General features: G+C 45.8%; 18 protein-coding genes. 3 read left to right on the top strand and 15 right to left on the bottom strand.

Going from position 1 to position 22120, the window contains the following annotated elements; all coding sequences use genetic code 11:
- Positions 1 to 95 precede the first annotated feature (95 nt).
- Positions 96 to 1286, top strand: a complete 1191-nt coding sequence (locus KQI_RS0103095; RefSeq protein WP_010345249.1) for a hypothetical protein — start codon at positions 96 to 98, stop codon at positions 1284 to 1286.
- A gap of 1018 nt (positions 1287 to 2304) precedes the next feature.
- Here KQI_RS0103095 and KQI_RS0103090 read toward each other — a convergent pair.
- From KQI_RS0103090 to KQI_RS0103045, 10 genes are all read right to left on the bottom strand, one after another.
- Entirely contained in the window at positions 2305 to 2658 is a 354-nt protein-coding gene (locus tag KQI_RS0103090; RefSeq protein ID WP_010345248.1) for a hypothetical protein, read from the bottom strand.
- A 138-nt stretch (positions 2659 to 2796) separates the two neighbouring features.
- Positions 2797 to 3798 (bottom strand): 2-keto-3-deoxygluconate transporter, encoded by a 1002-nt coding sequence (gene kdgT, locus KQI_RS0103085; protein ID WP_010345247.1) that lies wholly within the window; start codon positions 3796 to 3798, stop codon positions 2797 to 2799.
- Positions 3799 to 3846: 48 nt separating this feature from the next.
- Positions 3847 to 4854: a tripartite tricarboxylate transporter substrate binding protein gene (locus KQI_RS0103080; RefSeq protein ID WP_010345246.1), complete on the bottom strand. Its 1008-nt coding sequence runs from the start codon at positions 4852 to 4854 to the stop codon at positions 3847 to 3849.
- A 129-nt stretch (positions 4855 to 4983) separates the two neighbouring features.
- Positions 4984 to 7425, bottom strand: a complete 2442-nt coding sequence (locus tag KQI_RS0103075; RefSeq protein ID WP_010345245.1) for an AraC family transcriptional regulator — start codon at positions 7423 to 7425, stop codon at positions 4984 to 4986.
- Positions 7426 to 7603: 178 nt separating this feature from the next.
- The gene (locus KQI_RS0103070) at positions 7604 to 9268 is read right to left on the bottom strand and encodes a methyl-accepting chemotaxis protein (protein WP_010345244.1); all 1665 of its coding nucleotides are present in this window, start codon (positions 9266 to 9268) and stop codon (positions 7604 to 7606) included.
- A gap of 28 nt (positions 9269 to 9296) precedes the next feature.
- Positions 9297 to 10301 (bottom strand): BMP family lipoprotein, encoded by a 1005-nt coding sequence (locus tag KQI_RS0103065; RefSeq protein ID WP_029390008.1) that lies wholly within the window; start codon positions 10299 to 10301, stop codon positions 9297 to 9299.
- A gap of 171 nt (positions 10302 to 10472) precedes the next feature.
- Entirely contained in the window at positions 10473 to 11063 is a 591-nt protein-coding gene (locus KQI_RS0103060; RefSeq protein ID WP_010345242.1) for a restriction endonuclease, read from the bottom strand.
- A gap of 191 nt (positions 11064 to 11254) precedes the next feature.
- Positions 11255 to 12664, bottom strand: a complete 1410-nt coding sequence (aspA, locus tag KQI_RS0103055; protein ID WP_029390007.1) for an aspartate ammonia-lyase — start codon at positions 12662 to 12664, stop codon at positions 11255 to 11257.
- Positions 12665 to 12863: 199 nt separating this feature from the next.
- A complete protein-coding gene (locus KQI_RS0103050; protein WP_010345239.1) occupies positions 12864 to 13394 on the bottom strand; it encodes a GNAT family N-acetyltransferase in 531 nt (176 codons plus the stop codon).
- Between the two features lie 117 nt (positions 13395 to 13511).
- Complete coding sequence (locus tag KQI_RS0103045; RefSeq protein WP_010345238.1) at positions 13512 to 13913, bottom strand: VOC family protein; 402 nt, start codon at positions 13911 to 13913, stop codon at positions 13512 to 13514.
- A 307-nt stretch (positions 13914 to 14220) separates the two neighbouring features.
- Here KQI_RS0103045 and KQI_RS0103040 point away from each other — a divergent pair, with 307 nt between their 5' ends.
- A complete protein-coding gene (locus tag KQI_RS0103040; RefSeq protein ID WP_010345237.1) occupies positions 14221 to 15375 on the top strand; it encodes an aminotransferase A in 1155 nt (384 codons plus the stop codon).
- A 641-nt stretch (positions 15376 to 16016) separates the two neighbouring features.
- On the opposite strand, the gene KQI_RS0103035 is transcribed toward KQI_RS0103040, so the two are convergent.
- On the bottom strand, positions 16017 to 17102 hold the full coding sequence (locus KQI_RS0103035) for a nuclear transport factor 2 family protein (RefSeq protein ID WP_010345236.1): 1086 nt from the start codon (positions 17100 to 17102) through the stop codon (positions 16017 to 16019).
- 581 nt (positions 17103 to 17683) lie between these two features.
- Here KQI_RS0103035 and KQI_RS0103025 point away from each other — a divergent pair.
- Entirely contained in the window at positions 17684 to 17947 is a 264-nt protein-coding gene (locus tag KQI_RS0103025) for a hypothetical protein (protein ID WP_010345233.1), read from the top strand.
- A 352-nt stretch (positions 17948 to 18299) separates the two neighbouring features.
- Here KQI_RS0103025 and KQI_RS0103020 read toward each other — a convergent pair whose 3' ends face one another.
- Genes KQI_RS0103020 through KQI_RS0103005 form a run of 4 tightly spaced genes read right to left on the bottom strand, consistent with a single transcriptional unit; the run spans position 18300 to position 22092 of the window.
- Positions 18300 to 19373, bottom strand: a complete 1074-nt coding sequence (locus KQI_RS0103020) for an ABC transporter substrate-binding protein (RefSeq protein ID WP_010345232.1) — start codon at positions 19371 to 19373, stop codon at positions 18300 to 18302.
- Positions 19370 to 20191, bottom strand: coding sequence for an ABC transporter permease (locus KQI_RS0103015; protein ID WP_010345231.1), 822 nt, complete (start codon positions 20189 to 20191; stop codon positions 19370 to 19372). Before KQI_RS0103015 ends, KQI_RS0103020 begins: the two co-directional genes overlap by 4 nt.
- A complete protein-coding gene (locus KQI_RS0103010) occupies positions 20181 to 20993 on the bottom strand; it encodes an ABC transporter permease (protein ID WP_010345230.1) in 813 nt (270 codons plus the stop codon). The genes KQI_RS0103015 and KQI_RS0103010 overlap by 11 nt, the downstream gene beginning before the upstream one ends.
- Complete coding sequence (locus KQI_RS0103005; protein ID WP_010345229.1) at positions 20983 to 22092, bottom strand: ABC transporter ATP-binding protein; 1110 nt, start codon at positions 22090 to 22092, stop codon at positions 20983 to 20985. Before KQI_RS0103005 ends, KQI_RS0103010 begins: the two co-directional genes overlap by 11 nt.
- Positions 22093 to 22120 lie beyond the last annotated feature (28 nt).

Raw genomic sequence — 22120 nt, 5'->3', positions numbered from 1 at the left:
ATATAAATATTGGTAAAAGTATAATTCGTCGCTATTAAGTTTACTATTATTGTGATTTAAGTAATAGTAATCAAAAAATTGAAAGGGGAATTAACATGAAACTATTATTCAAACACACTTTAATATTATTAAGCATGTTCATCCTTCTACTACCCGCCACTGCATCAGCTCTTTCAGTTGGACAAAAGATTTCAATTAACTCATTTAATAATAAGGATAGGGTATCTAGCACTTCAACAGAGGTAACTGTAGAAAAAACAGGAAATCAAGTTTTTATATCAAACGCTCCAGAAGCTATCGAAAAAAAATCGCAAGTAAATCAGACACTTTATCGTGATTCTGTAAGGGGAGAATTTAGATTTTGGTCATATCATATTAATAAACTCGGTGGTCCAATTTCTTTCTACATGTTTGTTAAAAATACAAATTCTTACCCAATTAATTTGTATTATTATAGTAAAGGTGATGGGTTATCAACTGATCCTGATAATCCTGCAAAAGCGGGGTCTCAAGCAATTGACAAATTCCTGAAAGAATCTTCAAGTAAATCTAAAAAATTCATTGTTCGTTTGAAACCAGGTGAATCACACTTTTTCAATTATGCTAATAGTAAAGGAAAATATACTATTGCTTTTATTGGTGACTTTCGAGCAGAGAACGCAACTAATAATCAGACAGCAGATTTTTTAAAGATCTCTGACATTGTTACTAATGATGGTTCAAAAAATATTAATCAGTATGCCAATACAACTACAATTGCCCCTACTAATGTTGATGTTGAGGCAGGCAAAGATGACTGTTATCGTGGATTACTAGAGCATTCTGGAAGAACTGTAACTGTCACATTAACACTGGACTCAAACAACCTTGAAAAATGGATCGCTTTTGGTGACGGAGAAAGTTTAAGTTTAAAAGATGAGCAAGAACGTCTCAAATCGAGATGGTCACGAGAAGGAAGGGCACAAGATGCTTCTGAGGTGTTTACCGTAAAAAATGGCATAACTAAATACCAAGGAGCCTTTTGGGCAACAGATTATACATTTAGTATAGACATTGTTAACAAATCGGAACGTTCAAAAGTTCTTACTCTTCTAGGAAGTGCTAAAGATGCTCATCGTGGAGGTACTATTCATTACAAAATCAGTCCTGCAACTAAATACAAACCATCAGTGAAATTTGATAAAGGACAAGCAGTAGTGATTGATAATAGAAAAAAATACACTTTGGATACAATTATTCCTCCAGGGATTAATAGTCCTTACGGACTGTTTTTCATGGCAGAATAAAGAAAAAACTTTTGAGTAAGCTTACATGTTTTTTGAACGGTTATGGTCGCTCCTTATTTTGTATTTGCCTAGAATATGAACTGACTTAAGCACGCTTACAAAGTATTATTCTTCTAAAAATCCATTCATTCATACTCTTAATAGGTACCGTTTTCTGTAAGAACATAGGGAATAATAAGGGATAACTCTATGAAATTTTCCCTGTTAAAGTAAGAAGAGATGAGTCAGAATAATGACTCATCTCTACAGAATGTTATATAGTGCATACGTCTACAAAACAGCCACAGCCTCCATTTTGTTATCATTGCCTTCGTTTTTCATATATTTCTCAATTGCGGCCTCAATTGTACCCGAATCTAAATTGTTAATAGTATAAGTTTTGTCGATAACCTTTTCTTTGAATTTGCTGTTTATACTCCAATCGGCATCATTCTCCTTGATTGGATCGGCTACATTAAGTTGGGCAGAAAAAATAAGGGCTTGTAGAATAAATCTAACAAGTGAAGGAGCGCTGCTGCAGATTACACTGTGAGCCTAGATAGATCGATATCATCATAATTAGCAGTAAGCAGACAAAAGTCTTTTGCATTGCTCTTCCGGAAGCGATGATCCATGATATATCGTACTGAACCGTTTGAGATCACTGCCAGTAACCGCCGCTCTCTCCGCTGTCAGAAGAAAATAAAGTTGTAGACTGAGCAAATAAAGTTTTAGACTCGGCGCGGCGATTAGCAGCCGGCTACGTCGGCTAGCTGCTCTGCGAAGCTACACAGTCTAATACTCTTTTTTCTGGTTCGATTCTTTTTGTGGACTCTATTGATGCCTCAGTCTAAAACTTATTTCTCAGAACCTGGCGATCTTCAAAACCGAAAAAAGCGTACAATCAACTACTTCAGTCTAATACTTTATTTTCTCCTTACAAATACAACGTTCCCTCAGTGGACAATCCTGGCAGCTCCAACTACAATAAACAAGAGTTGTCCCAAGCAGCTATTTCATGGCTTTTGGGACAACTCTTTTATTTTTTATCCACCTGCAACAGCGTCACCGTTTTTAGCGAAACGGCGTCTTTGATTTGCTCCTCCGCAATGATCCTCAGCTTAAGCAAGCTGGCAATCTTCGCAGTATCCGGCTTGGAAAGCAAGCGCCATAGCTGCGGGTCTGGCAGTAAATTATACAGCTTGGTGTGATCATATTCCTTGCGGTGCTGCTGCACAACCTTGACGCGGTAGCTGCCAATTTCCCATTCTGCCACTCCCTGCTGGTCACAATGATTCGTAATGTCATGACGCAGATCATTCAGCTCGCTTTCCATTTCTTTTTGCTTCTGCTTTAGCTGGTAGTAGCGACACACCTTGTTTTCCAAATCCATCACGCTCCTCTGCTTACATATATATGCTTGCAGGAGCGTTTTAGGACAGGTTTGCGATACAAGGAAACCAGTATATCTGCATAAGCATTTCCCGGGTAATGGAATGAGCCATAAGCAGCGCTGTCATATTTCGGAGCTTTATTTAGGGACATTGGCGCCCGGATTTACAGGCCCTGCGCCTTTGGACTCTCCTTTACGTTTCATATAGTTAGCCCAATATGCCGTCAGAATAGGCACCAAAATGGAGGTCACAATGACCGAAGCGGCAACTAAAGCCGTTGCTGACTGCGCTACAGGCAGAAACTCGGGCTTGATGTTGGCGACAATAACCGGGTTCGCCACCGCTGCACCTGCCGTACTGGAGGCTGCAATCCCTGCTGTACCATTGCCGCCGCCGATATATTTATCCGCCAGAATCAGTGGGATACCTGTAATGATAATGACAAAGATGCCTAACAAAATACCAAGCACGCCCGTCTGGACAATGACACTCAGGTCAATGGAACAACCAAGTGCAAAGCCGAAAAATGGAATCAGGGCTTGCGTTGCGTTACCAAAGTATTTACGGAAATCGTGGTCCAGATTGCCTAATGCAAATCCGACTAAAAACGGTAATACCGCGCCCACAAATGTCTGCGGCTCAAAAACGGCCAATCCGGTACTGCCCAAAATCAGCATTGTCACCAATGGACCTGATTCCAGGGACATCAGCACGAATGCTCCTGCCTCTTCCTTGGAGCCATATTGCTGCATAATAGAGGCGTACAGCCCGCCGTTCGTCATATCCATGGCGGAAATCAGCGCCAGCACGGACAAGCCTGCAAACAGCCCGCTTTCCACACCGCCAACAGGCATCAGTCTGGACGCAATGATCGCCACTACCCAGGCAACTGCGATTTTAGTCAATACAAGCGTACCTGATTTACGCAATACGGTCCCCGTCGCCCGAACATCAATGGAAGCACCCATACAAAAAAACCACACTGCTAAAATAGGCACTGTCCCCGTCATTAGCCCCTTGGTAAAGGACCCAAAATAGTCTCCTGCCCATGGCGTAAACGTATGAAGCAGTGCGCCAATAAACAGCGGCACCAGCATAATGCCCCCTGGAATTTTATCAATGCTTTGTTTAATTTTCATAACTTCGTTCAACCCTTTCGTTTTTGCCAATGCAAAAACAAGGCCGGTTTACTTGCGGCTCAGGCCGAGATCAGGAATCAGTCTTGCGAAGGTATCATGGCTCTCCTTTAGCTGCCGTGCAAATGCCTCTGCATCCTTGACACGCAATCCTAACCCATGCTTACGCATTTCCTCCCTGAATTCCTCGTCCTCTGTCCCCTTGATCAGTGCGTCTGCCAGCATCCCGGCAATGTCATCCGGTGTATCCTTGGGTACAGCCAGCCCTCTCCAGGTGCCAATAAAATGCACACGCAGCCCGGTGGCCTGCTGGAGTGTCGGCACACTTGGAAACGCTTCCGAAATAGTGTCTGTCTGGATCGCCAGTATGCGAAGCTTCCCTTGGTCCACATATGTTTTCACTTCTGCGGGACTGACGGGCACAGCATCCACGAATCCGCTCATCAAAGCGGAAACGGCTGGCCCCGCCCCCTCATAAGGGATATGAGTGAAGCGAACACCGCTTTTCTGCTCCAGCATCGCGGCAGCGAGGTGCCAGATGCTCCCCGTGCCTGCATTGCCCATTTTCAGCTTGCCGGGATGGGCACTGGCATCCTTCAGAAATGCCTCCGCTGTCTTCCACGGCGCATCCGCCCTAACCGTAATGGCGGAAGGGTCCATATTGGTTTGAAGCAGCGGCTTAAAGCGCTCATAGGTGAGCGGCAGCAGTCCCAAATGGGGTAATGTAGTCAGCTCCGCAACCAGATACGTTACGGTGTAGCCATCCGCCTGCGCCTCAGCCCCCTCCATCAGCCCAACGGAGCCGCCGCCTCCCGTCCGGTTAACGACGATGATTGGCTGACCGAGATGCTTTTCAGCGGCCTTTGCGAGCGCTCTGGCGGTAATATCTGTACCGCCCCCTGCCGCATAAGGAACGACAAGCGTAATTGGCTTCACAGGAAATGTATTGCTGTGATCCCGCAGGATGCGGTGATCCACATATTCACTGATACTCAAGGCAGAAAGCACAGCTACTCCTGCCGCAACCAGCACATATTTTTGCCATGGCTTTTTCTTCATTACGCGCCCTCTTCTCCAAAAAATAAACCGGGTCCGACCTGCACCCGTTTTCACCCCCCAACGTATTCGGCCATGTTTTGCGCTTACATGAAGTCAATGTACCGCACCGTGGAGGGCCACAGCTATCGCTTAATCTTCGTATTTATCTTCTAAAACGCCAGCGTATCGACCTTTTGGTCGATCTGCATACTCATTAGAACATTTGCTGATTTCCCGGAATTTTCCGGGAGTCACCTGTTTGTGCTTGCGGAATACACGAATAAAGCTGTTCTCATTCCGGTATCCGACCTGATCTGCAATTTCACTAATTTTCAAATGGGTTTCGCACAGTAAAGCACATGCTTTTTTCATGCGTAATCCAGTCAAATAATCGTAAACGGTACTCCCCGTCTCTTCCTTGAACATGCTGCTGACCGAGGACACGCTCATGTGAACCTGATCCGCAATCTCCTGCAGCCCTATGTTTAAATGCAGATGATGCTCCATATAATCCATCATCTCTTGCACACGCACAAAATCCTTGGACCGTCTGCGCCCATTCCATTTTTCTTCCATATCCGTCAAAATGATGACCAGCAATGCCTCAATGTCTTGCAGATCCTGCGTCAGAATCTGATTCCAATGGTAATCAGCAAGCTTATCCGGCGGTGTCACACTTTGGGTGGTACACCATTCTAGTAAATCTTCCAGCAATTCATGGACAAACAGGTAAACTTGGGCTGGAGCTGTCCTGTGAAGACGAAGCTCTTCTACCCATTGGCCGATCAACTTGACACTTGCACCCGGTTCCTGTGACTCCAGCGTATGTATCATTTCAATACGCCGATTGTCCAGCATCGTTGAATCCCGAGCCTGCTCCTGTGGCAACACATCCGCTGAGCCATCCTTTTCCACATATACGCCGCAATCCATATTTATATGTGAACGTCCATACCCCTCATACAAACGCAGGTTAAGGGCCTCTTTTCCTTTTACATAGGACTCCCGCGCCTCTTGAATATCTCTGACTACATGACCAACTCCAATAGAAATCGTCAAAGGAAGATGCTCACCGACAACCTGGATCAGCCTGTCTACACTTTTGTAAAGCAGAATGCTCTCTTGGTCAGCAGCCTCTGTACCAGCTTCATATGCTCTCTCGCCGAACTGTAGCAGCACAACAATGCCACTCTCCTCATCCGGCGCGCTTACTGCTTTCCAGCAAGGCTCCAGCGTCTCCAGCAAAATATTGTTCAGCGCATACTTAAGCAGCATGGCATCCTCTTCCGGAAAGCTTGCGGCCCACGTGGAATATCGGTCGATCGACACGGTCATGACAACCAAGGAATTGCCGTCCCAATCGGAAAAATACTGCTCCCATTTCGTACGCATTTCCTGTATGCCCATTCTACGCTGGATGACATCTTCAATATATTTGGAACGCAGCTCTGGCAGGCTTCGCTCAACCACTAGTGATTTGCGATGGAACTCTCCGACCAGCTTGCTAATCACAGGCTCCAGGTCGTACAACCCTCCTTGGCGCGTTCCCTTATTGCCCGAATTCAACAGGCTATTAATTTTTTTCATGGGGCGAAAAGCCGCATAATTGTAATAGTAGACGGCTGAGCACCCGGCCAGTATAGAGATAAAGGCTAGCCACAGCATCATATTGCGCGCCAGCTTTACATTTTTCAGGAGCTTGTCCATAGGAACGAGCGATACCAGACGCCAGCCCGTTACATCAGAAAAGGTCTGGTTTGCCATATATTCCATATCCCCTATCTCTACATAAGCATAGGGACTCACATCCAGCTCTTTCAAAATCCGGTCCATTTCATTTAAGGGTACGGACGATCTCAGCTTGGGATAGATCAATTCGCCTTCCAGATCATACACGTATTGCGAGTTGGATAAATGGATATACAGTTTGGAGAAAAAACGATCGTAATCCAGATTGATCAGCACCGCACCGATAACCTTCCCCTCCTTTACTATGGGCCTCGCCAGTGAAAGCAGCTCTACCGTCCCATGCTGGGGATCTGTGCCATACCACCTCCGCTTAATCAGCAACGGCTTCCTGTGGATGTCCTGAATCCAGGGAACCCACGTGGTATCCGGTGCCTGTTTCCAATCAGCCAAGAAGCCGTAATTGCTGGATACAAGCGCATGATTCTCCAATGAGATCACTTCAACCGATTCAATCTCTTCATGTGAAGAAAGGGCTTTCAAATATTTCTGGAGTCGTTTTATTATGGAAGCGCTGTTGGATAGCGAATTTCCATCTGCCTGGATACGAGCGAATGCCTCCACATCGGGGTGATAGGCCGCATCAAGTGCCATGTTATCTGACTCGCGAAAAGCACGATTGGTCACATCCAGATTAATTTGCAGCAGCTCTATATTAGGTGTGTTCAGCTCAGTATCCAAACCTTCACGATACCTCGAATAGGATAGCAGGCCAATCCCGCTAATAACGAACGAAACGCATAGAGTAAGCAGCAGAATCAGTCTTGTCTGTTTATTTTTCAGCATTAGTCGAAACTTAAGTCGCAACATTCCCGTAACTTCATCCTTCCGGACTTCCTTCTCCATCTTTCTCTTGCTCAGGCTGTAAAAGTAATAAAATACTCTTTCTACAATCTATTTGACACCTGATAGGGAATTCCCTGCCTATATATAACGGAATTTCAGAGAAGTTACATCTTTAAAATCAAAAAGAAGAAGTCTCCCTTGACAAGGGTAAGACTTCTTCTATATCTTTTCGTGCTGTTTAGCTCGTTTTTTCCACCTGGAAACGATCCAGCTCCCGCTGCATCTCCTCGCGAATCTGACGAAGCTCTTTCACCTTCTCAGCCGATTCCTCAAAGGAACGCTTCTGTTCCACCGTGGATGCCGTAATTTCTTCACTTCCTGCAGCAGATTGCTGAGTAATAGCACTCATATTTTCGATAGCTTGCTGCACCTGTACGCTTAGCTCCCGCGATACATTCATATCTGTTGATAGCTTGCTGACCTGGCCAGCAATTTGCTGTACCTTGCCACTAATCTCTGCGAACGATTCGCCGGTGAAGGAGGTAGCCTTCTCCTGCTCACGGAACAGCTCCTGACTTTGCGCCACAGAATTCTTCACCTTATCCATGGCCTGCGTAATACGCTCAACAGCGGTATAAATTTGCTTGACAGCGGACTCCGATTGGTTGGACAGCTTTTTCACCTCATTGGCTACGACGGCAAAGCCTCTACCCGCTTCACCTGCACGGGCAGCTTCAATGGAAGCATTCAAGGACAGCAGCGACGTCTGGCTGGCAATTTCGGATACGTAGCCGGTCATGGTTGTAATCTCGGCTGCATTGGCTTCCAGCTCCTTGACCGTCTGTTCCACTTCGGCCATCGCTGAACGATTTTCTGCAACGATACGCAGTTGATCGCTCATAACCTGTGTACCTTGCTCAACGGCACGCAAAGCATCCTCACTATACGCGGTCGACTGCGTCGTTTCCAGCACATTGGCTTCAAACTTCTGCTGCATCTCGTCCACAACACCAACCGTCGTCGACAGATCCTCGGCAATTTTCTGGCTGCCTATCGCCAGTTCCTCTGTTGATGTGCTGACTTGTGTCACAATTTCCTTCATGGCTTCATTATGCTGGTCAATGTCCCGAGCCATCAGATCGACACGATTACCGGCCTGATCAATGGAAAGAACGATGGTACGCAAGTTGCCAATCATGACCCGGAACGACTCGTTGAGTTCATCCAGCTCATCACGTCCTTTCGTTTGGGCGAGCTGCACGGTCAAATTCCCCTCAGCAATTTGCTTTGCGGCACCCGTTAACTTACGGGTTCTGAGGGCAAGCTGCCTGGAGGTATATGTATTATATAGCCCGACCGCCACCAAAAGAAAAACAGCACCTGCCAAGGCCAATTGCCAGGTAAAACGAATGTTCTTGGTCAAGTCCTCTGTGTATTCGTCATATCGAGCCTTGGTCAGCAGATCCAGCATAAATACATCGTTTTGAATCCCTTGTACACGCATGGCCTCCCGCTTGGACTCCGGGCTATTTTGAGTACTCATTGCTTTTTCCGTTGCTGCCTTAAACTTGCTGAATTTGGTTTTAATCGTATTCAGACGCTTTTGCTGCGCTTCGGTCTGCATCATGCCCTGCGAAAGCAGCGTGATCGTTTTTTCAGACTGAGTCAGTTGCTTCGACACGTCGGCTTTGTTGCTCTCCGTCATGGAAGAAGAATAATTTTGTAAGGCCTGTCCCGACTGAATCAAATAAGCATTGAGCTGCTGTACATTTAGCATAGCAGGTACAAGATTGCTGCTTTGCGAGTTAATACGTAGTAATTCGAAAATAATATACGCCACTAAAGCCAGGCAAGCGATCAGGGAAACCATCGCATTTAGCACCAGTTTACCTTGCAGTTTCATCAACATTCATCCTCCGTTTTGCGAAAATTTATTGGGCAGGTACCACAAGTGTGCCGGACTTGATTTTTTCCTTTAAATCATCCAGCAACTTTTGCTGATCCGGATTCAGTGTCACGACACGAATAGGTGCTAATCCTATCCCATCCTCCGCAAGACCAAACACCATATTCTTGTCCGTAAATTTTCTTTGATGATCTGCAAAGCCTGTGACTGCTTTATATATCGCAATGTCCACATTTTTAATCATGGAGGTGACAACCGCTTTTTCCGCAATGAAAAACTGATCGCTGTCGACCCCGATCGCATATTTTTGCTGCTTTTGCGCTTCCTGTAGTGCCCCCACGCCCGTCAGACCCGCTGCTGCATAAATAACATCAATCTGATTCTGGTTGATCATATCCCGTGCAATCTCCGTGCCTAGCTCCGCCTTTCCAAAATCTCCAGCATACGTCGCGGTGACTTTGGCATCCGGCTTGACTGATTGAACTCCTGTGCGATATCCGGCCTCAAACTTTTTTAACAGGGGAGACTCCACGCCTCCGATAAAGCCTACCTGCTCTGTGTGACTGGTCAAACCTGCGACGACTCCGGCCATAAAGCTGCCCTCTTCTTCTTTAAAGGTGATTGAAGCCACATTCGGTAAATCCGATTTTTCATCCACGATTAAAAAGCTGGTGTCCGGATATTTTTTAGCAACAGCTTCCAGACTGCCCTTTACCATATAACCCAATCCAATGATTAAATCAGCTTTTTCTTGCGCAAGCTGCTCAAAGGCAGCATCATAGGTCTTGGTTTCCGATATTTCCCGGTATTCAAACACAATTTTCCCTTCATCCCGCGCCTGGATCAAGCCTCGGAAAGCAGCATCGCTGTAAGATTGATCGCCCAGACCGATGTCTGACAGTACGATTCCTACCTTCATGGGCTGCGCCTTCGTTTGTACTGCCGATTGTCCACAGGCACCCAGCAGCAATGCAAAAATGATGACCATGGGAATCCACCTAAAAGTTAATAATACAGTTCGTTTCTTCATGACATATCACCTCAACATAATTTGGAAATCCCCAACAATTTTATATCGGTTGTAATAGCATATTTTTTCATGATAATTTCTGTAAATTCAGCTCTTTTATTTTATTATGAGAAAATAAATAGGACTGATCACCAGGCTTGAATCACATCGCCTAACAATCAGTCCTCAAATCTATTTGCTTTTACTCCATTTGGAAGCAATCACATCTACTTTACTTTCTATTAAATCCATGGCTTCCTCACGGCGTTTCGTTTTGAACAAATCAATCATGTCCACCAAATCGTTGCGGTCCAATAATTTAACTCCGTTCACAGCAGCAAGTGTTTTACAGGAATCGGTATAACGCCCGGAGGTAATGACGACAGACTTGTCTGCCGCATAATAGCGCATGGAGGTGTAAATCTCCTGCACCGCGCCCAATCCTACCGGATGTTGTACAGCATAGCGCTTGGCCTGAATGACGACTCTGGCGCCTTCACGGTCTGTAAAAACCAAATCCGCCCCAAAATCCCGGCTGCCGGTTGTTTTATAGATGTCCTTATAGCCAAGGGCAGATAATAGTCGTTGCAAATAAAGCTCAAATTCCGAGCCGTCCTCCATACGATCGATATCCTGAATTCCAATTCTCCGTGGGTCCAGATCGCGTAAAATTCGATTCCGGCGACCACGTATAAGTCCTCTTATAATAAGTACAAGCAACACGAAGACTACAATAAGTCCTATCCCTAATTCCCTATATGCGGATAATTGCTCCAGCAGCATTCCTCTTCCCCTTTTCTACAATAAACGTGCAGCCGCATAACCCCTGACAGTTAAATCCCTATGTTACACCGACTCACGTATTACATCTCCCATGTTACACTCACATCTTAACATGATAAAAGCCCCGCCAAATTCGACGGGGCTATCTTCGTCTTGCCTCAAAGCTCTCTAAATTCTATACTCAAAGCAAATTATTCACGATCCAGCAAAGATTCTCCAGCGATGCCAGGCTGAGTCATTTGATACGGGTCCAAAATAATGTCCAGTTCTTCCTCGGTCAGGACATTATACAGCAAACTCAGTTCACGCACCGATTTTCCTGTCGTGATGGCCTCGCGTGCAATGCGGGATACAACCTCATATCCGAGATGAGGATTAAGTGCTGTAATAATGCCTACGCTATTCTCTACATATTCACGACACCGCTCTACATTGGCTTCAATTCCGTCCACACAATGGATGCGGAAGACGTTGAAGCCCTGCTTCATAATTTCCAGTGATTGCAGCAGGTTATAGACAAGCACAGGCTCCATTACATTCAGTTCCAGCTGCCCTGCCTCAGAAGCCAAACAGATCGTATGGTCATTTCCAATAACCTGAAAAGCAATTTGGTTAATGACCTCACACATCACCGGATTGACCTTGCCCGGCATAATGGATGACCCCGGCTGACGAGCAGGTAGGTTCAGCTCTCCAAGACCAGCACGCGGCCCGGAGGCCATCAGACGGATGTCATTTGCCACCTTGGACATGTTCATCATGCAAATTTTCAACGCAGCTGATACTTCGGTGTAGGCATCCGTATTTTGTGTAGCATCCACGAGATTCTCGTCAGCTTCCAGCGGGAAGCCGCTGACTTCTGCCAACACCTCAGCGACACGTTGAATATAACGACGGTCTGCGTTCAAGCCGGTACCAACCGCAGTCGCTCCCATATTAATCGTCAGCAGATGCTGCTTGGTCGCACGGACGCGACCGACATCACGGCCCAGCACACGCGCATAGGCTTGAAACTCCTGCCCCAGTCGAATCGGTACTGCATCCTGCAAGTGGGTCCGACCCATTTTAATCACACTGTCAAACTCTTTCGCCTTACGGGAAAACGCTTCTTGAAGCTCACTCATGGTGACCAGCAACTGGTCAATCATACTTAATACAGCTAGATGGACTGCTGTAGGAAAAGCGTCGTTGGTCGATTGCGCCATATTGACATGGTTATTGGGGCTAATCTCCTGATAATCTCCACGCTGCTTGCCCATCAGCTCCAGCGCCCGGTTTGCAATCACTTCATTTGTGTTCATATTAATAGACGTGCCTGCGCCGCCCTGAATCGGATCGACGATGAAATGGTCATGCAACTGCCCTTGAATGATCTCGTCAGCTGCCTGGATGATGGCCTCTGCTTTGGGGCGATGCAAGCGGGTCAATTCCATATTAACCGTTGCCGCTCCCTTTTTGACGATCGCCATGGCCTTAATCAACTCAGGATGCAAGCGTTGGCCTGTAATTGGAAAATTTTCTTTTGCCCTCAGGGTTTGTACACCATAATAGGCGTCTGACGGCACTTCCTTGTTACCTAAAAAATCATGCTCCAGCCTCATATTCTTCGATTCCTCCGCTGTGTGTGCTACGATCTTCAATCCAGACCAGCCGAATTGACCATACAGAGACCTTGGGACGGTCCCTCCTTCATTATACGTTCCCATTCCCGTGCTTTTCCAGTCAAATTAACGCAAAAAAGGTTACACTCTCTTATGACAAGATGACTTCCTGTATATACCATGACTATTCGACAAATGTTCAGCAATGATCGGCATGCGGATTCAAGGGCTTATAATAATATCGCGTGGCATGCAGTTGACCATCAGCCGACCTGGCGTAACCCGGAATCACCCCCGCTTCTATAAAACCGATGGACTCATATAGTCTATTGGAAGGATCACCTACCCGTGTATCCAGCACCAGCAACGTTCTATTCTGACGAAGTGCTTCATCTTCCGCTGCTTTCATTAACTGCCGTGCAATCCCAAGCCTGCGCCCCGACGGATGTACCATGAGCTTTGCAATTTCCGCACGATGAGTAGCGTTAGCTTTTTGAGCCAAATGAAGCTGAACCGTGCCAACAGGCATTCCGTCCTTCTCGGCAATCCACAGCACTACACCATCTTCAAGCACACGATTCCAATAAGCAGCGGCTTCCGGATAGGCCAGTGGTGGCAAAAAGCCTATAGAAGCACCGCCTGCCACCACGTCGATTAACAGTCGAGTCAACGTGTCTGTCACTTCTTCGTTCAGAGCTTGAATAGGATAGACTATTATTTTGTCAGACACTATGATTCCCCCCTATGGCGTTGATAACATACAACAAAGAAAGCAAACTATCCTTTTACGATAGCTTACTTTCCATGGTATTTCTTTTACTTCATTATTACTTCTGCCACTATTCCTCTATTGCTCTGCCATATAAAAGAGTTCCCACAGATGACCATCTAAGTCCTGAAAGCTCCATCCGTACATAAAGCCATGATCCTGAGGCTCGTTCGAAGGCTTGCCCCCCGCTTCCAAAGCCTTGTGGACGATCTCGTCCACCTTTGCTCTGCTCTCTACCGATAAAGCGATAATCACTTCCGTACTCTTGGTTGCATCCGAGATTTCTTTTGTAGTAAAAGCCTTAAAGCGCTCTTCAACCAGCAGCATGACAAAAATATACTCACTAACCACCATACAGGTTGCATGTTCATCGGTGTATTGAGCATTAAATTCAAATCCAATTGCAGTGAAAAAATCAATGGAGTGTTGCAGATTTTTAACCGGTAAATTCACAAAAATTTGTTTGGCTGTTACTCCCATAGCATTTCACCTCTTCATAGGTATTAAATTCTTTTTTCTCATACTACTTCTCAAAGAAGATAACTTAACTATCTTGTAAAGTCAAATAATATGACATTTATATTATATATTGCTGCCAATTCGGCTTATCCAGGGTCCGAGATCATACAGTCGGCGCGGTACATCTACACCGGTCCTGACAGTCGAGGGTAATCGCTGCGCTTCCTTTTCCAGCAAGCCCTCATATAAAGAATTCTTCTTGCCGTAGCATAATCAGATCATATTATTGTAAACTTGTTCTAATACAGAAAAAGGTGGCATATACGCTATGGAGCATTTGCTTAACAATCAGGTTAAAAACATTCAAATCAGCGGCATCCGCAAAATTGCCAATAAGGTTGCCGCATTGCCTGGAACCCTGTCCCTAACGATTGGACAGCCGGATTTCCCTACCCCTGCGCATATTATGGAGGCCGCCCATCGGGCGATTAACGAAGGACGCACCTCATATACGCCTAATCCCGGGCTACCCGAGTTACGTGAAGCCGCAGCGGCGTTTGTAGCCCGCAAATACGGGCTGAATTACCGTGGACAGGATGAGGTGATCGTAACGAACGGGGCCAGTGAAGCATTGGATATTACTCTGCGCACCATTTTATCACCTGGTGATGAAGTCATTCTGCCAGTGCCAATCTACCCGGGTTACGAGCCGTTGATCCGTTTGTCAGGCGGCGTGCCAGTGTTTGCCGATACCCGTAGCAGCGGCTTCAAGCTCACTGCCGAGGTTCTGGAGCCTTACCTGACCGAGCGAACGAAAGCAGTCATCCTTGGTTATCCTTCAAATCCGACCGGACGAGTGATGAGCCGTGAAGAACTGGAAGCGGTCGCCAATTTGCTGAAGGAACGCGAGCTGTTTATCATTTCGGATGAAATATACAGCGAACTGATTTACGATGCACCCCACGTGTCCATTGCAGCATTTCCAGGAATGAGGGAACGTACTATCGTCATCAACGGTCTGTCCAAGTCACATTCCATGACAGGCTGGCGCATTGGTTTTACGCTTGCACCCGTTGAAATTACGCAGCACATGGTTAAGGTTCATCAGTATAACGTGACCTGTGCCAGCTCAATCAGCCAATATGCCGCGCTGGAGGCCCTGACCGTCGGTGTGGATGATGCACTTCCGATGCGCGAGGAGTACCGCAAGCGTCGTGATTATGTGCATGGTAGGCTGACAAGCATGGGGATTCCGCTTGAGAAACCCGAAGGAGCCTTTTATCTATTCCCTTCCATCGTCCATTTTGGATTAAGTTCGATGGAATTCACCTTGAAGCTGCTGGAAGAGCATGGAGTAGCTGTTGTGCCGGGAGATGCTTTTTCCTCCTATGGCGAAGGATACATTCGCTTGTCCTACGCTTACGGACAGGATGTGCTGGAGCAGGGACTGGATAAAATAGAAAGGTTTGTTAGAGAGTTATAGGGAGTTAAGGTGGGAGAAGGCGCTACGCGGTCCATTTGATCTTCCGATCGCTGTTGCTGAGGGATTCTTGGATTGTATAACACATTTATAGGTAAGAATCCCACTAAGCATATGCTTTCGAAGCGAGCTTTCCTATGGAAAGCTTTTAGGCGAACGCTATCGCTTCTCCAGATTCAAATGGCCCGCTTTGCTACTACCCGCCTTAAAGTCCCACAAGTCTCTAACGTGTGTGGAGCAGCTAGGTTTAAAAACAATACTCACCGCTTTGCGCGGTGAGTAAATATAAAAACAGCCTTTGAATTTGAATTTATCCCCTGTCAAGTTGACAGTAAAGAAAAATGGTAATACTCGATGCAACTTCCTTTCGCATCAATACTGTACCTGAGAGCTATATTCGGAAATCCATAGTAACTGCATGCTTAATAGAATTCTCAACAAAAGACTGTTAGCTTTTTTGCATGTCTAGTGGGTTGAACCGAGATATACATGTTATCTCGGCTGTACCCGTAATAACTCCTAATTACCATGTTATTTAGGAGTTTTTCAAATATTCCATACCAATCTCTAAGTCACTATTTGCCATCATTTTTCCAATGGTTTCGCTTTTGGGTAGTTTTGCCTATCCCGCTAAATTGGAAATCTTATTTTGTCCAGCATTCAATCAATTTTACCTTGTCACCTTTTATTGCAAAGTGTAGGAACTGCATCGCATCTCTAGCAGTCTTCTTACCAGTGATCTTATCAGTGTTGGTAACCCTGTAATGAATCGCTGCCCAGTCTCCGCTGATCAACATATTGTCAAAGTTGATTCGCTTCACATCTGTAGCATCGGAGTCCTTCTTAACGGAATCCTTATATTCTGTTAATGTTAAGGTGCTTTTATCAGTATGGTACTGAAGATTGGTGTCATAATAGGCATCTGCCCATTTAGCCCATGTATCATAGCCCTGATTCCAGTTATCAAAGTCGTTTAAAATAGCGGACTGAATTTTTTTTGCTTCTTCAGTCTTAATCGGAGTTGGATGGGTGACCGGATACTTTTCTTCAAGGTCATTGGTATCAGGAATTTTCGCATTTACAACTGAATTCAGCGCTTTTTGCTGTGCTACCTTTTCTTCGTCAGTCTGCATGCCTGACATAGCATCAAAATCTTCTCCCTTTGTTCCGGCCCAGCCTTCGACTACTCTGACACCAAGATCATTACCATAATCTTTGAAATTAACAAATTCCATTACAGTTCCAGGCACAGATTTGCCGGTTTGCCTGTTGGTATTTGTTATATCGTATCTGATTGCTGCCCAGTCCCCGCTGATGATCATGTTGTTGAAATTACCCATCTGAATATCAGCAGCCTTCAGAGACATATTCATGGAAGCTTTATATTCATCCATGGTGAGTCGCACACCGTGAACATTGTAATGGGAATCGTTTGTATACAATATATTGCCCCATTTTGCCCAGGCATCATAACCCCTGTTCCAGTTTTCGAAACCGCTAAGCAATCTGTTTTGAATATTCTTCGCTAAATGCGTGTCAATCTGAGTGGGATTTATCACAGGAAATTTAGTGGCAAGTTCTTCTGTATTGTCGTAGGAATTCACAATTGCGACAGGCGCCTCTGCAGAAGATGATTTAGCAGTCTGGTTTTGGCCCCTGCACCCTGTCATTGTGATTACAGCCATTGCAATGACAAGTGTAGAACATATTAGCATATATTTTTTTTTCATAATTTTCTCCTTTTTTGATGGGACTTCGAGATCTGAAACAATTCGTGAACATCATTCTCTGGATGCCTATAATTGATCCGCGGTAACTTTTATTATTATCATTTGTCCCTCCCTTGATCCCACATATTGTGATCAACAGCTTTAAATCTCGACACAGAGCAATGATGTCTTAAATATTACTATCCAACTTGCTATTAAACATCGTCTGAAAGGGCAAAAAAGAAAATTTCCCTTTTGGGCAGTTTAGAATTGTTTGGTTATACTAACTGGTACTGTTCTCTCAACAACCTTTGAAATTCATCAGAATAGCATAATCGGACCATATTTCAATATTCATATTCTAGAATACTCCCTTTAGATTTTTAATTATTATAGACAATAGGCATTTTTCTTATGAGCTCGGCTTTATTTATAGATTCATACATGAAATCAGCTATATCTTCTCTTGAAACTGACAATTTTGCAGGTATCGGCGAAAAGCTATTTAATCTACCCAAAAAAAACCTTATTCGTTTAGAAAAGGAAATTATGACGTATATTTCGCTGATGCCGAAGTGGATTCGGAAGAGTATTAAATCATCGTGAAGAACCTGTATGGACTGATTCTTGAAATTGATACGCTTGAGGATGAAAAATTAAGCAAAGTTCAAAAATACATCAATGAAATCATTAATCAGGTAATTGAGACAGTCCGTATCCCCCTTTATGAACACGTGCCTGAACCAGTTATCCCCTATACTGCAGACACTTATCTTAATCATTTTAAGCCTGCATACACTTTACGTACCTTCAGGATATCGTCTGAGCATTCGGTAATTTCAACCTTATGTGGTAAGGAGCCTTAACTTTAAAAGGACGTAAAAAAATCCCTTTTGAATATAGATAGTTAGGGGGCTTATTCCAAACTGTCTACTCAAAAGGGATAATAGCAAACCACCCATACAGGTGATCCAACGGCCTGTTCGCTCTTCCTCTACTCCCTCACCTCGGTGTGGGATTCATGGGTGCGTTGCTTTAAACACGGCGCAGCGGAGGGGGCGGAATGGTGCTGGACAAGCGTAAGCGGTCGCCTTTAAATTCCGATTTTAACCTTTATATATCCAATCATAAAAAATCGGAATTTAACAGCGATGGTAAGCACCATCCGCCACCGCAGCGGCCATTAAAGCTCAAAACCCGAATCCGCGCACCACTCCATTATTTTAAATGCATTTTGAATTGCAGGAATAGCTCATTATAATGAGCCAGCATGCGCTTGCCGAGATTGTCGTACACCTCTAGCTTATCCGTAATTTCGGACGGAGGGTAGAATCGCTCATCCCCAGAAATATCTGCAGGCAGCAGCTTTTTACCGTCTTTGTTTGGGGTAGAGTAGCCTACAAACTCAGCATTTTGAGCGGCTACATCGGGCTGCATCATAAAATTGATGAACTTATGGGCCGCCTCCACATGGGTAGCTGTTTTGGGAATAACCATGTTGTCAAACCACAGGTTGGAGCCTTCATCCGGCACGATGTAATCCAGCTTGTCGTTCTGATCCATGATTTCAGACGCATCGCCGGACCATACAACCCCCGCAGCAGCTTCCTCATTTGCCAGCAGCATTTTAATCTCGTCACCAACAACGGCCTTGACATTGGGCGCTAGCTTCTCCAGCTTCGTCAAAGCTTGCTGCAAATGCGCCTTGTTTGTATCGTTCAAGGAATAGTGGAGACTATTCAGCGACATGCCCATAATCTCCCTAGCTCCATCGACCAGCAGCAAATTGTTGCGCAGCTTCGGGTTCCACAGACCATCCCAGCTATGAAAATCAATTCCTTTCGTTAACTCCGGGTTAAACACGATCCCGACCGTACCCCAAAAATACGGAACCGAGTATTCGTTGCTTGGGTCAAATGAAAGGTTCAGAAAATGAGAATCCACATGCTTCAAATTCGGCAGCTTGCTGTGATCCAGCGGGAGTAAAAGGTGCTCCTGCTTCATTTTAGCCAGCGCATACTCCGAAGGAACCGCTACATCAAACGATGTTCCTCCCTGCTCGATTTTCGTCAGCATCGCCTCATTGGAGTCAAATGTCTGATAAATGACGGTAATCCCCGTCTCCTTCTGAAACCTTTCCAGCAGCTCAGGGTCAATGTAGTCTCCCCAGTTGTACACCGTCAGCGTGTTGCCACCAGAATAGCCCTGACTGGAGTTGAGCCATGCCGCCACCCCCATCAGGCTGAACGAGATGATAAAAATGGAGAGAAACACACGCACAAGCGACTTCATCTAGGCACCCCCATTTCCGCTGCAGGCTCTTTTTTTCCATTACGGTTCGCCTTGCGCATAATAAAGTAGTAGCCCACCACCAGCAGCACCGTAAACAGGAAAATGAGCGTGGACAGCGCATTGATGGACAAGGAAACCCCTTGGCGAGCACGTGAGTAAATTTCCACTGACAAGGTCGAATAGCCGCTGCCTGTCACAAAAAAGGTCACCGCAAAATCATCCAGCGAGTATGTTAACGCCATAAAAAAGCCCGCATAAATCCCTGGCTTGATAAAGGGTAAAATCACCTTGGTCAGCACATCCAGCCGGCTGGCACCCAAATCACGCGCCGCATCGACCAAGGATGGACTCATTTCCTGCAGCCGCGGCAAAATCATAATGACCGCAATCGGCACACTAAATGCAATATGGGATAACAAGACCGAGTAGAAGCCCAGCTTGATTCCAGCCATCGTGAACAAAATGAGAAAGGACGCACCGATAATCACGTCCGGGTTCACAATCAGCACATTGTTGAGCGACAGCAGCGTATGTTTGACCCGACGATTCTGCATCTGGTGAATAGCCAGCGCTCCCATGATGCCGATAATTGTAGCCAATGCAGACGACAGCAGCGCAATCACCAAGGTGTTAATAACAATTATGATCAAGCGAGTGTCAGCAAAAACCTCTTTATAGTATTGGAGCGTAAACCCTTCAAACTTGTGCATCGTCCCGCCGCTGTTGAAGGAATAGTACATCAGATACAGAATGGGTGCGTACAACACGAGAAAAACGATCACCAAATACATATTCCCGAATCGATTTTTATTTGCCATGTCGTACCCTCCGTTTCGTTCCCGACGTGACCACCATAATGATACCCATCGCCAATATCAGGAACACAGCCACCGTAGAGCCCATACCCCAATCCTGTGTAACCAGAAAATGCTGCTCAATCGCCGTTCCCAGTGTAATGACGCGGTTGCCCGCAATCAGACGGGTGATCATAAACAGCGACAGCGCTGGAATAAACACGGCCATACAGCCGGATCGCACGCCCGAAAGCGTTAACGGGAAAATAACTCGACGAAACGCTGTCCATTTGGAGGCTCCCAAATCACGTGCTGCATCCAGCAATGAAGGGTTTAGCCCTTCCAACGCGTTAAAGATCGGCAAAATCATAAAAGGCACAAAAATATACACCGATACAAACACAAAGCTGGAGCTGGTAAACAGTAATTGCTGTCCCCCCAGTCCAACCATGCCTAATACAGCATTCACCGGACCATAGGTACCGAAAATCCCGATAAAAGCATACGTTTTGAGCAGCAGGTTAATCCATGTCGGCAAAATAATGAGCAATAGCCACAGCTGCTTATGCTTGGTTCGTGTGAGCAAATACGCCGCCGGATAAGCCACCAGAAGCGAAAACACCGTGATCAGAAATGCAAACCAAAATGAGCTGAGCGTCATGCTCAAGTAAACAGGTGTCAGAAACTGTGCATAGTTGCTGAATGTGAAATGACCGTCCACATCAAATAAAGAGTAGTAAAACACAAGCACCACCGGTGCTACCACAAACAGCACAATCCATAAATAGTAAGGCAGCAGATACGCTGCTCTTGTATTACCGGACATGCTGCTCCACCTCTTCATAGGCCTCCAGACGCCGATCAAATTCTTCCTCCGTTTCCCCGAAACGCATCACATGGATCGCTTCCGGGTCAAAGTGCAGTCCGATTTCACTACCAAGCTCCGCCTTTTTGGTGGAATGCACCAGCCATTCCTGCCCCGAATCATCGTAGCAGCTAATCTCATAGTGAACCCCGCGGAATAACTGAGTATCCACCTTTACACGCAGCTTACCCTCAGCAACACTGGTAATCTCCAAATCCTCCGGTCTTATCACGATTTCGATCGGTTCATTCGGACGCAGCCCACCGTCTACACACTCAAACTGTCGGCCGTTGAATTCCACCTGGTAATCTGCAATCATACGTCCAGGGACAATATTGGATTCACCAATGAAATCCGCAACAAACCGATTGATCGGTTCATCATAAATATCATTAGGTGTGCCGCTTTGTTCGATCTTTCCTTTGTTCATGACAAAAATTTCGTCCGACATGGCCAGCGCTTCCTCCTGATCATGCGTAACGAAAATAAAAGTAATGCCAAGGCGCTGCTGCATTTCGCGCAAAATGTACTGCATTTCTGTGCGCAGCTTCAGATCGAGTGCGGACAACGGCTCATCCAGCAGCAAAACCTCCGGTTCATTGACGATAGCCCGTGCGATGGCTACACGCTGACGCTGTCCCCCGGACATTTCGGAAATTTCCCGTTCGCCGTAGCCTTCCAGATTGACAAAGGACAATGCCTGTGTCACCTTTTCCTGAATGTCTTTTTTGTTCATCTTTTTGATCCGCAGGCCAAAAGCGACATTTTCAAACACATTCAGATGCGGGAATAACGCATAATCCTGAAATACAGTGTTGACCTGCCGTTCATTGGCTGGAACACGATTAATGAGCTTGTCATTTAAATAAATGGAGCCTTCCGTCGGCTCGGCAAAGCCCGCAATCATACGCAGAATCGTCGTTTTACCACAGCCGGAAGGGCCCAGCAGTGTATAAAATTTACCACGCTCAATCTCAAAGCTGACATTCGCCAGCACCGGGGGATCGTTGTCATATTGCTTGGTCACCCGTTCAAAGCGGATGATCGTTTGCTCTCCCATAACACCCTCCTTCAAAAAATACGACTTC

Origin of the sequence: Paenibacillus peoriae KCTC 3763, from assembly GCF_000236805.1 — a bacterium.
Lineage (GTDB): Bacteria > Bacillota > Bacilli > Paenibacillales > Paenibacillaceae > Paenibacillus > Paenibacillus peoriae.
This window is presented reverse-complemented; position numbering and strand designations above follow the sequence as displayed.

Coding starts and splice junctions, on each gene's coding strand:
- KQI_RS0103095 (WP_010345249.1), top strand. CDS start 96: ATGAAACTATTATTCAAACACACTTTAATATTATTAAGCATGTTCATC.
- KQI_RS0103090 (WP_010345248.1), bottom strand. CDS start 2,658: ATGGATTTGGAAAACAAGGTGTGTCGCTACTACCAGCTAAAGCAGAAG.
- kdgT (WP_010345247.1), bottom strand. CDS start 3,798: ATGAAAATTAAACAAAGCATTGATAAAATTCCAGGGGGCATTATGCTG.
- KQI_RS0103080 (WP_010345246.1), bottom strand. CDS start 4,854: ATGAAGAAAAAGCCATGGCAAAAATATGTGCTGGTTGCGGCAGGAGTA.
- KQI_RS0103075 (WP_010345245.1), bottom strand. CDS start 7,425: ATGGAGAAGGAAGTCCGGAAGGATGAAGTTACGGGAATGTTGCGACTT.
- KQI_RS0103070 (WP_010345244.1), bottom strand. CDS start 9,268: ATGAAACTGCAAGGTAAACTGGTGCTAAATGCGATGGTTTCCCTGATC.
- KQI_RS0103065 (WP_029390008.1), bottom strand. CDS start 10,301: ATGAAGAAACGAACTGTATTATTAACTTTTAGGTGGATTCCCATGGTC.
- KQI_RS0103060 (WP_010345242.1), bottom strand. CDS start 11,063: ATGCTGCTGGAGCAATTATCCGCATATAGGGAATTAGGGATAGGACTT.
- aspA (WP_029390007.1), bottom strand. CDS start 12,664: ATGAGGCTGGAGCATGATTTTTTAGGTAACAAGGAAGTGCCGTCAGAC.
- KQI_RS0103045 (WP_010345238.1), bottom strand. CDS start 13,913: ATGGGAGTAACAGCCAAACAAATTTTTGTGAATTTACCGGTTAAAAAT.
- KQI_RS0103040 (WP_010345237.1), top strand. CDS start 14,221: ATGGAGCATTTGCTTAACAATCAGGTTAAAAACATTCAAATCAGCGGC.
- KQI_RS0103035 (WP_010345236.1), bottom strand. CDS start 17,102: ATGAAAAAAAAATATATGCTAATATGTTCTACACTTGTCATTGCAATG.
- KQI_RS0103020 (WP_010345232.1), bottom strand. CDS start 19,373: ATGAAGTCGCTTGTGCGTGTGTTTCTCTCCATTTTTATCATCTCGTTC.
- KQI_RS0103015 (WP_010345231.1), bottom strand. CDS start 20,191: ATGGCAAATAAAAATCGATTCGGGAATATGTATTTGGTGATCGTTTTT.
- KQI_RS0103010 (WP_010345230.1), bottom strand. CDS start 20,993: ATGTCCGGTAATACAAGAGCAGCGTATCTGCTGCCTTACTATTTATGG.
- KQI_RS0103005 (WP_010345229.1), bottom strand. CDS start 22,092: ATGGGAGAGCAAACGATCATCCGCTTTGAACGGGTGACCAAGCAATAT.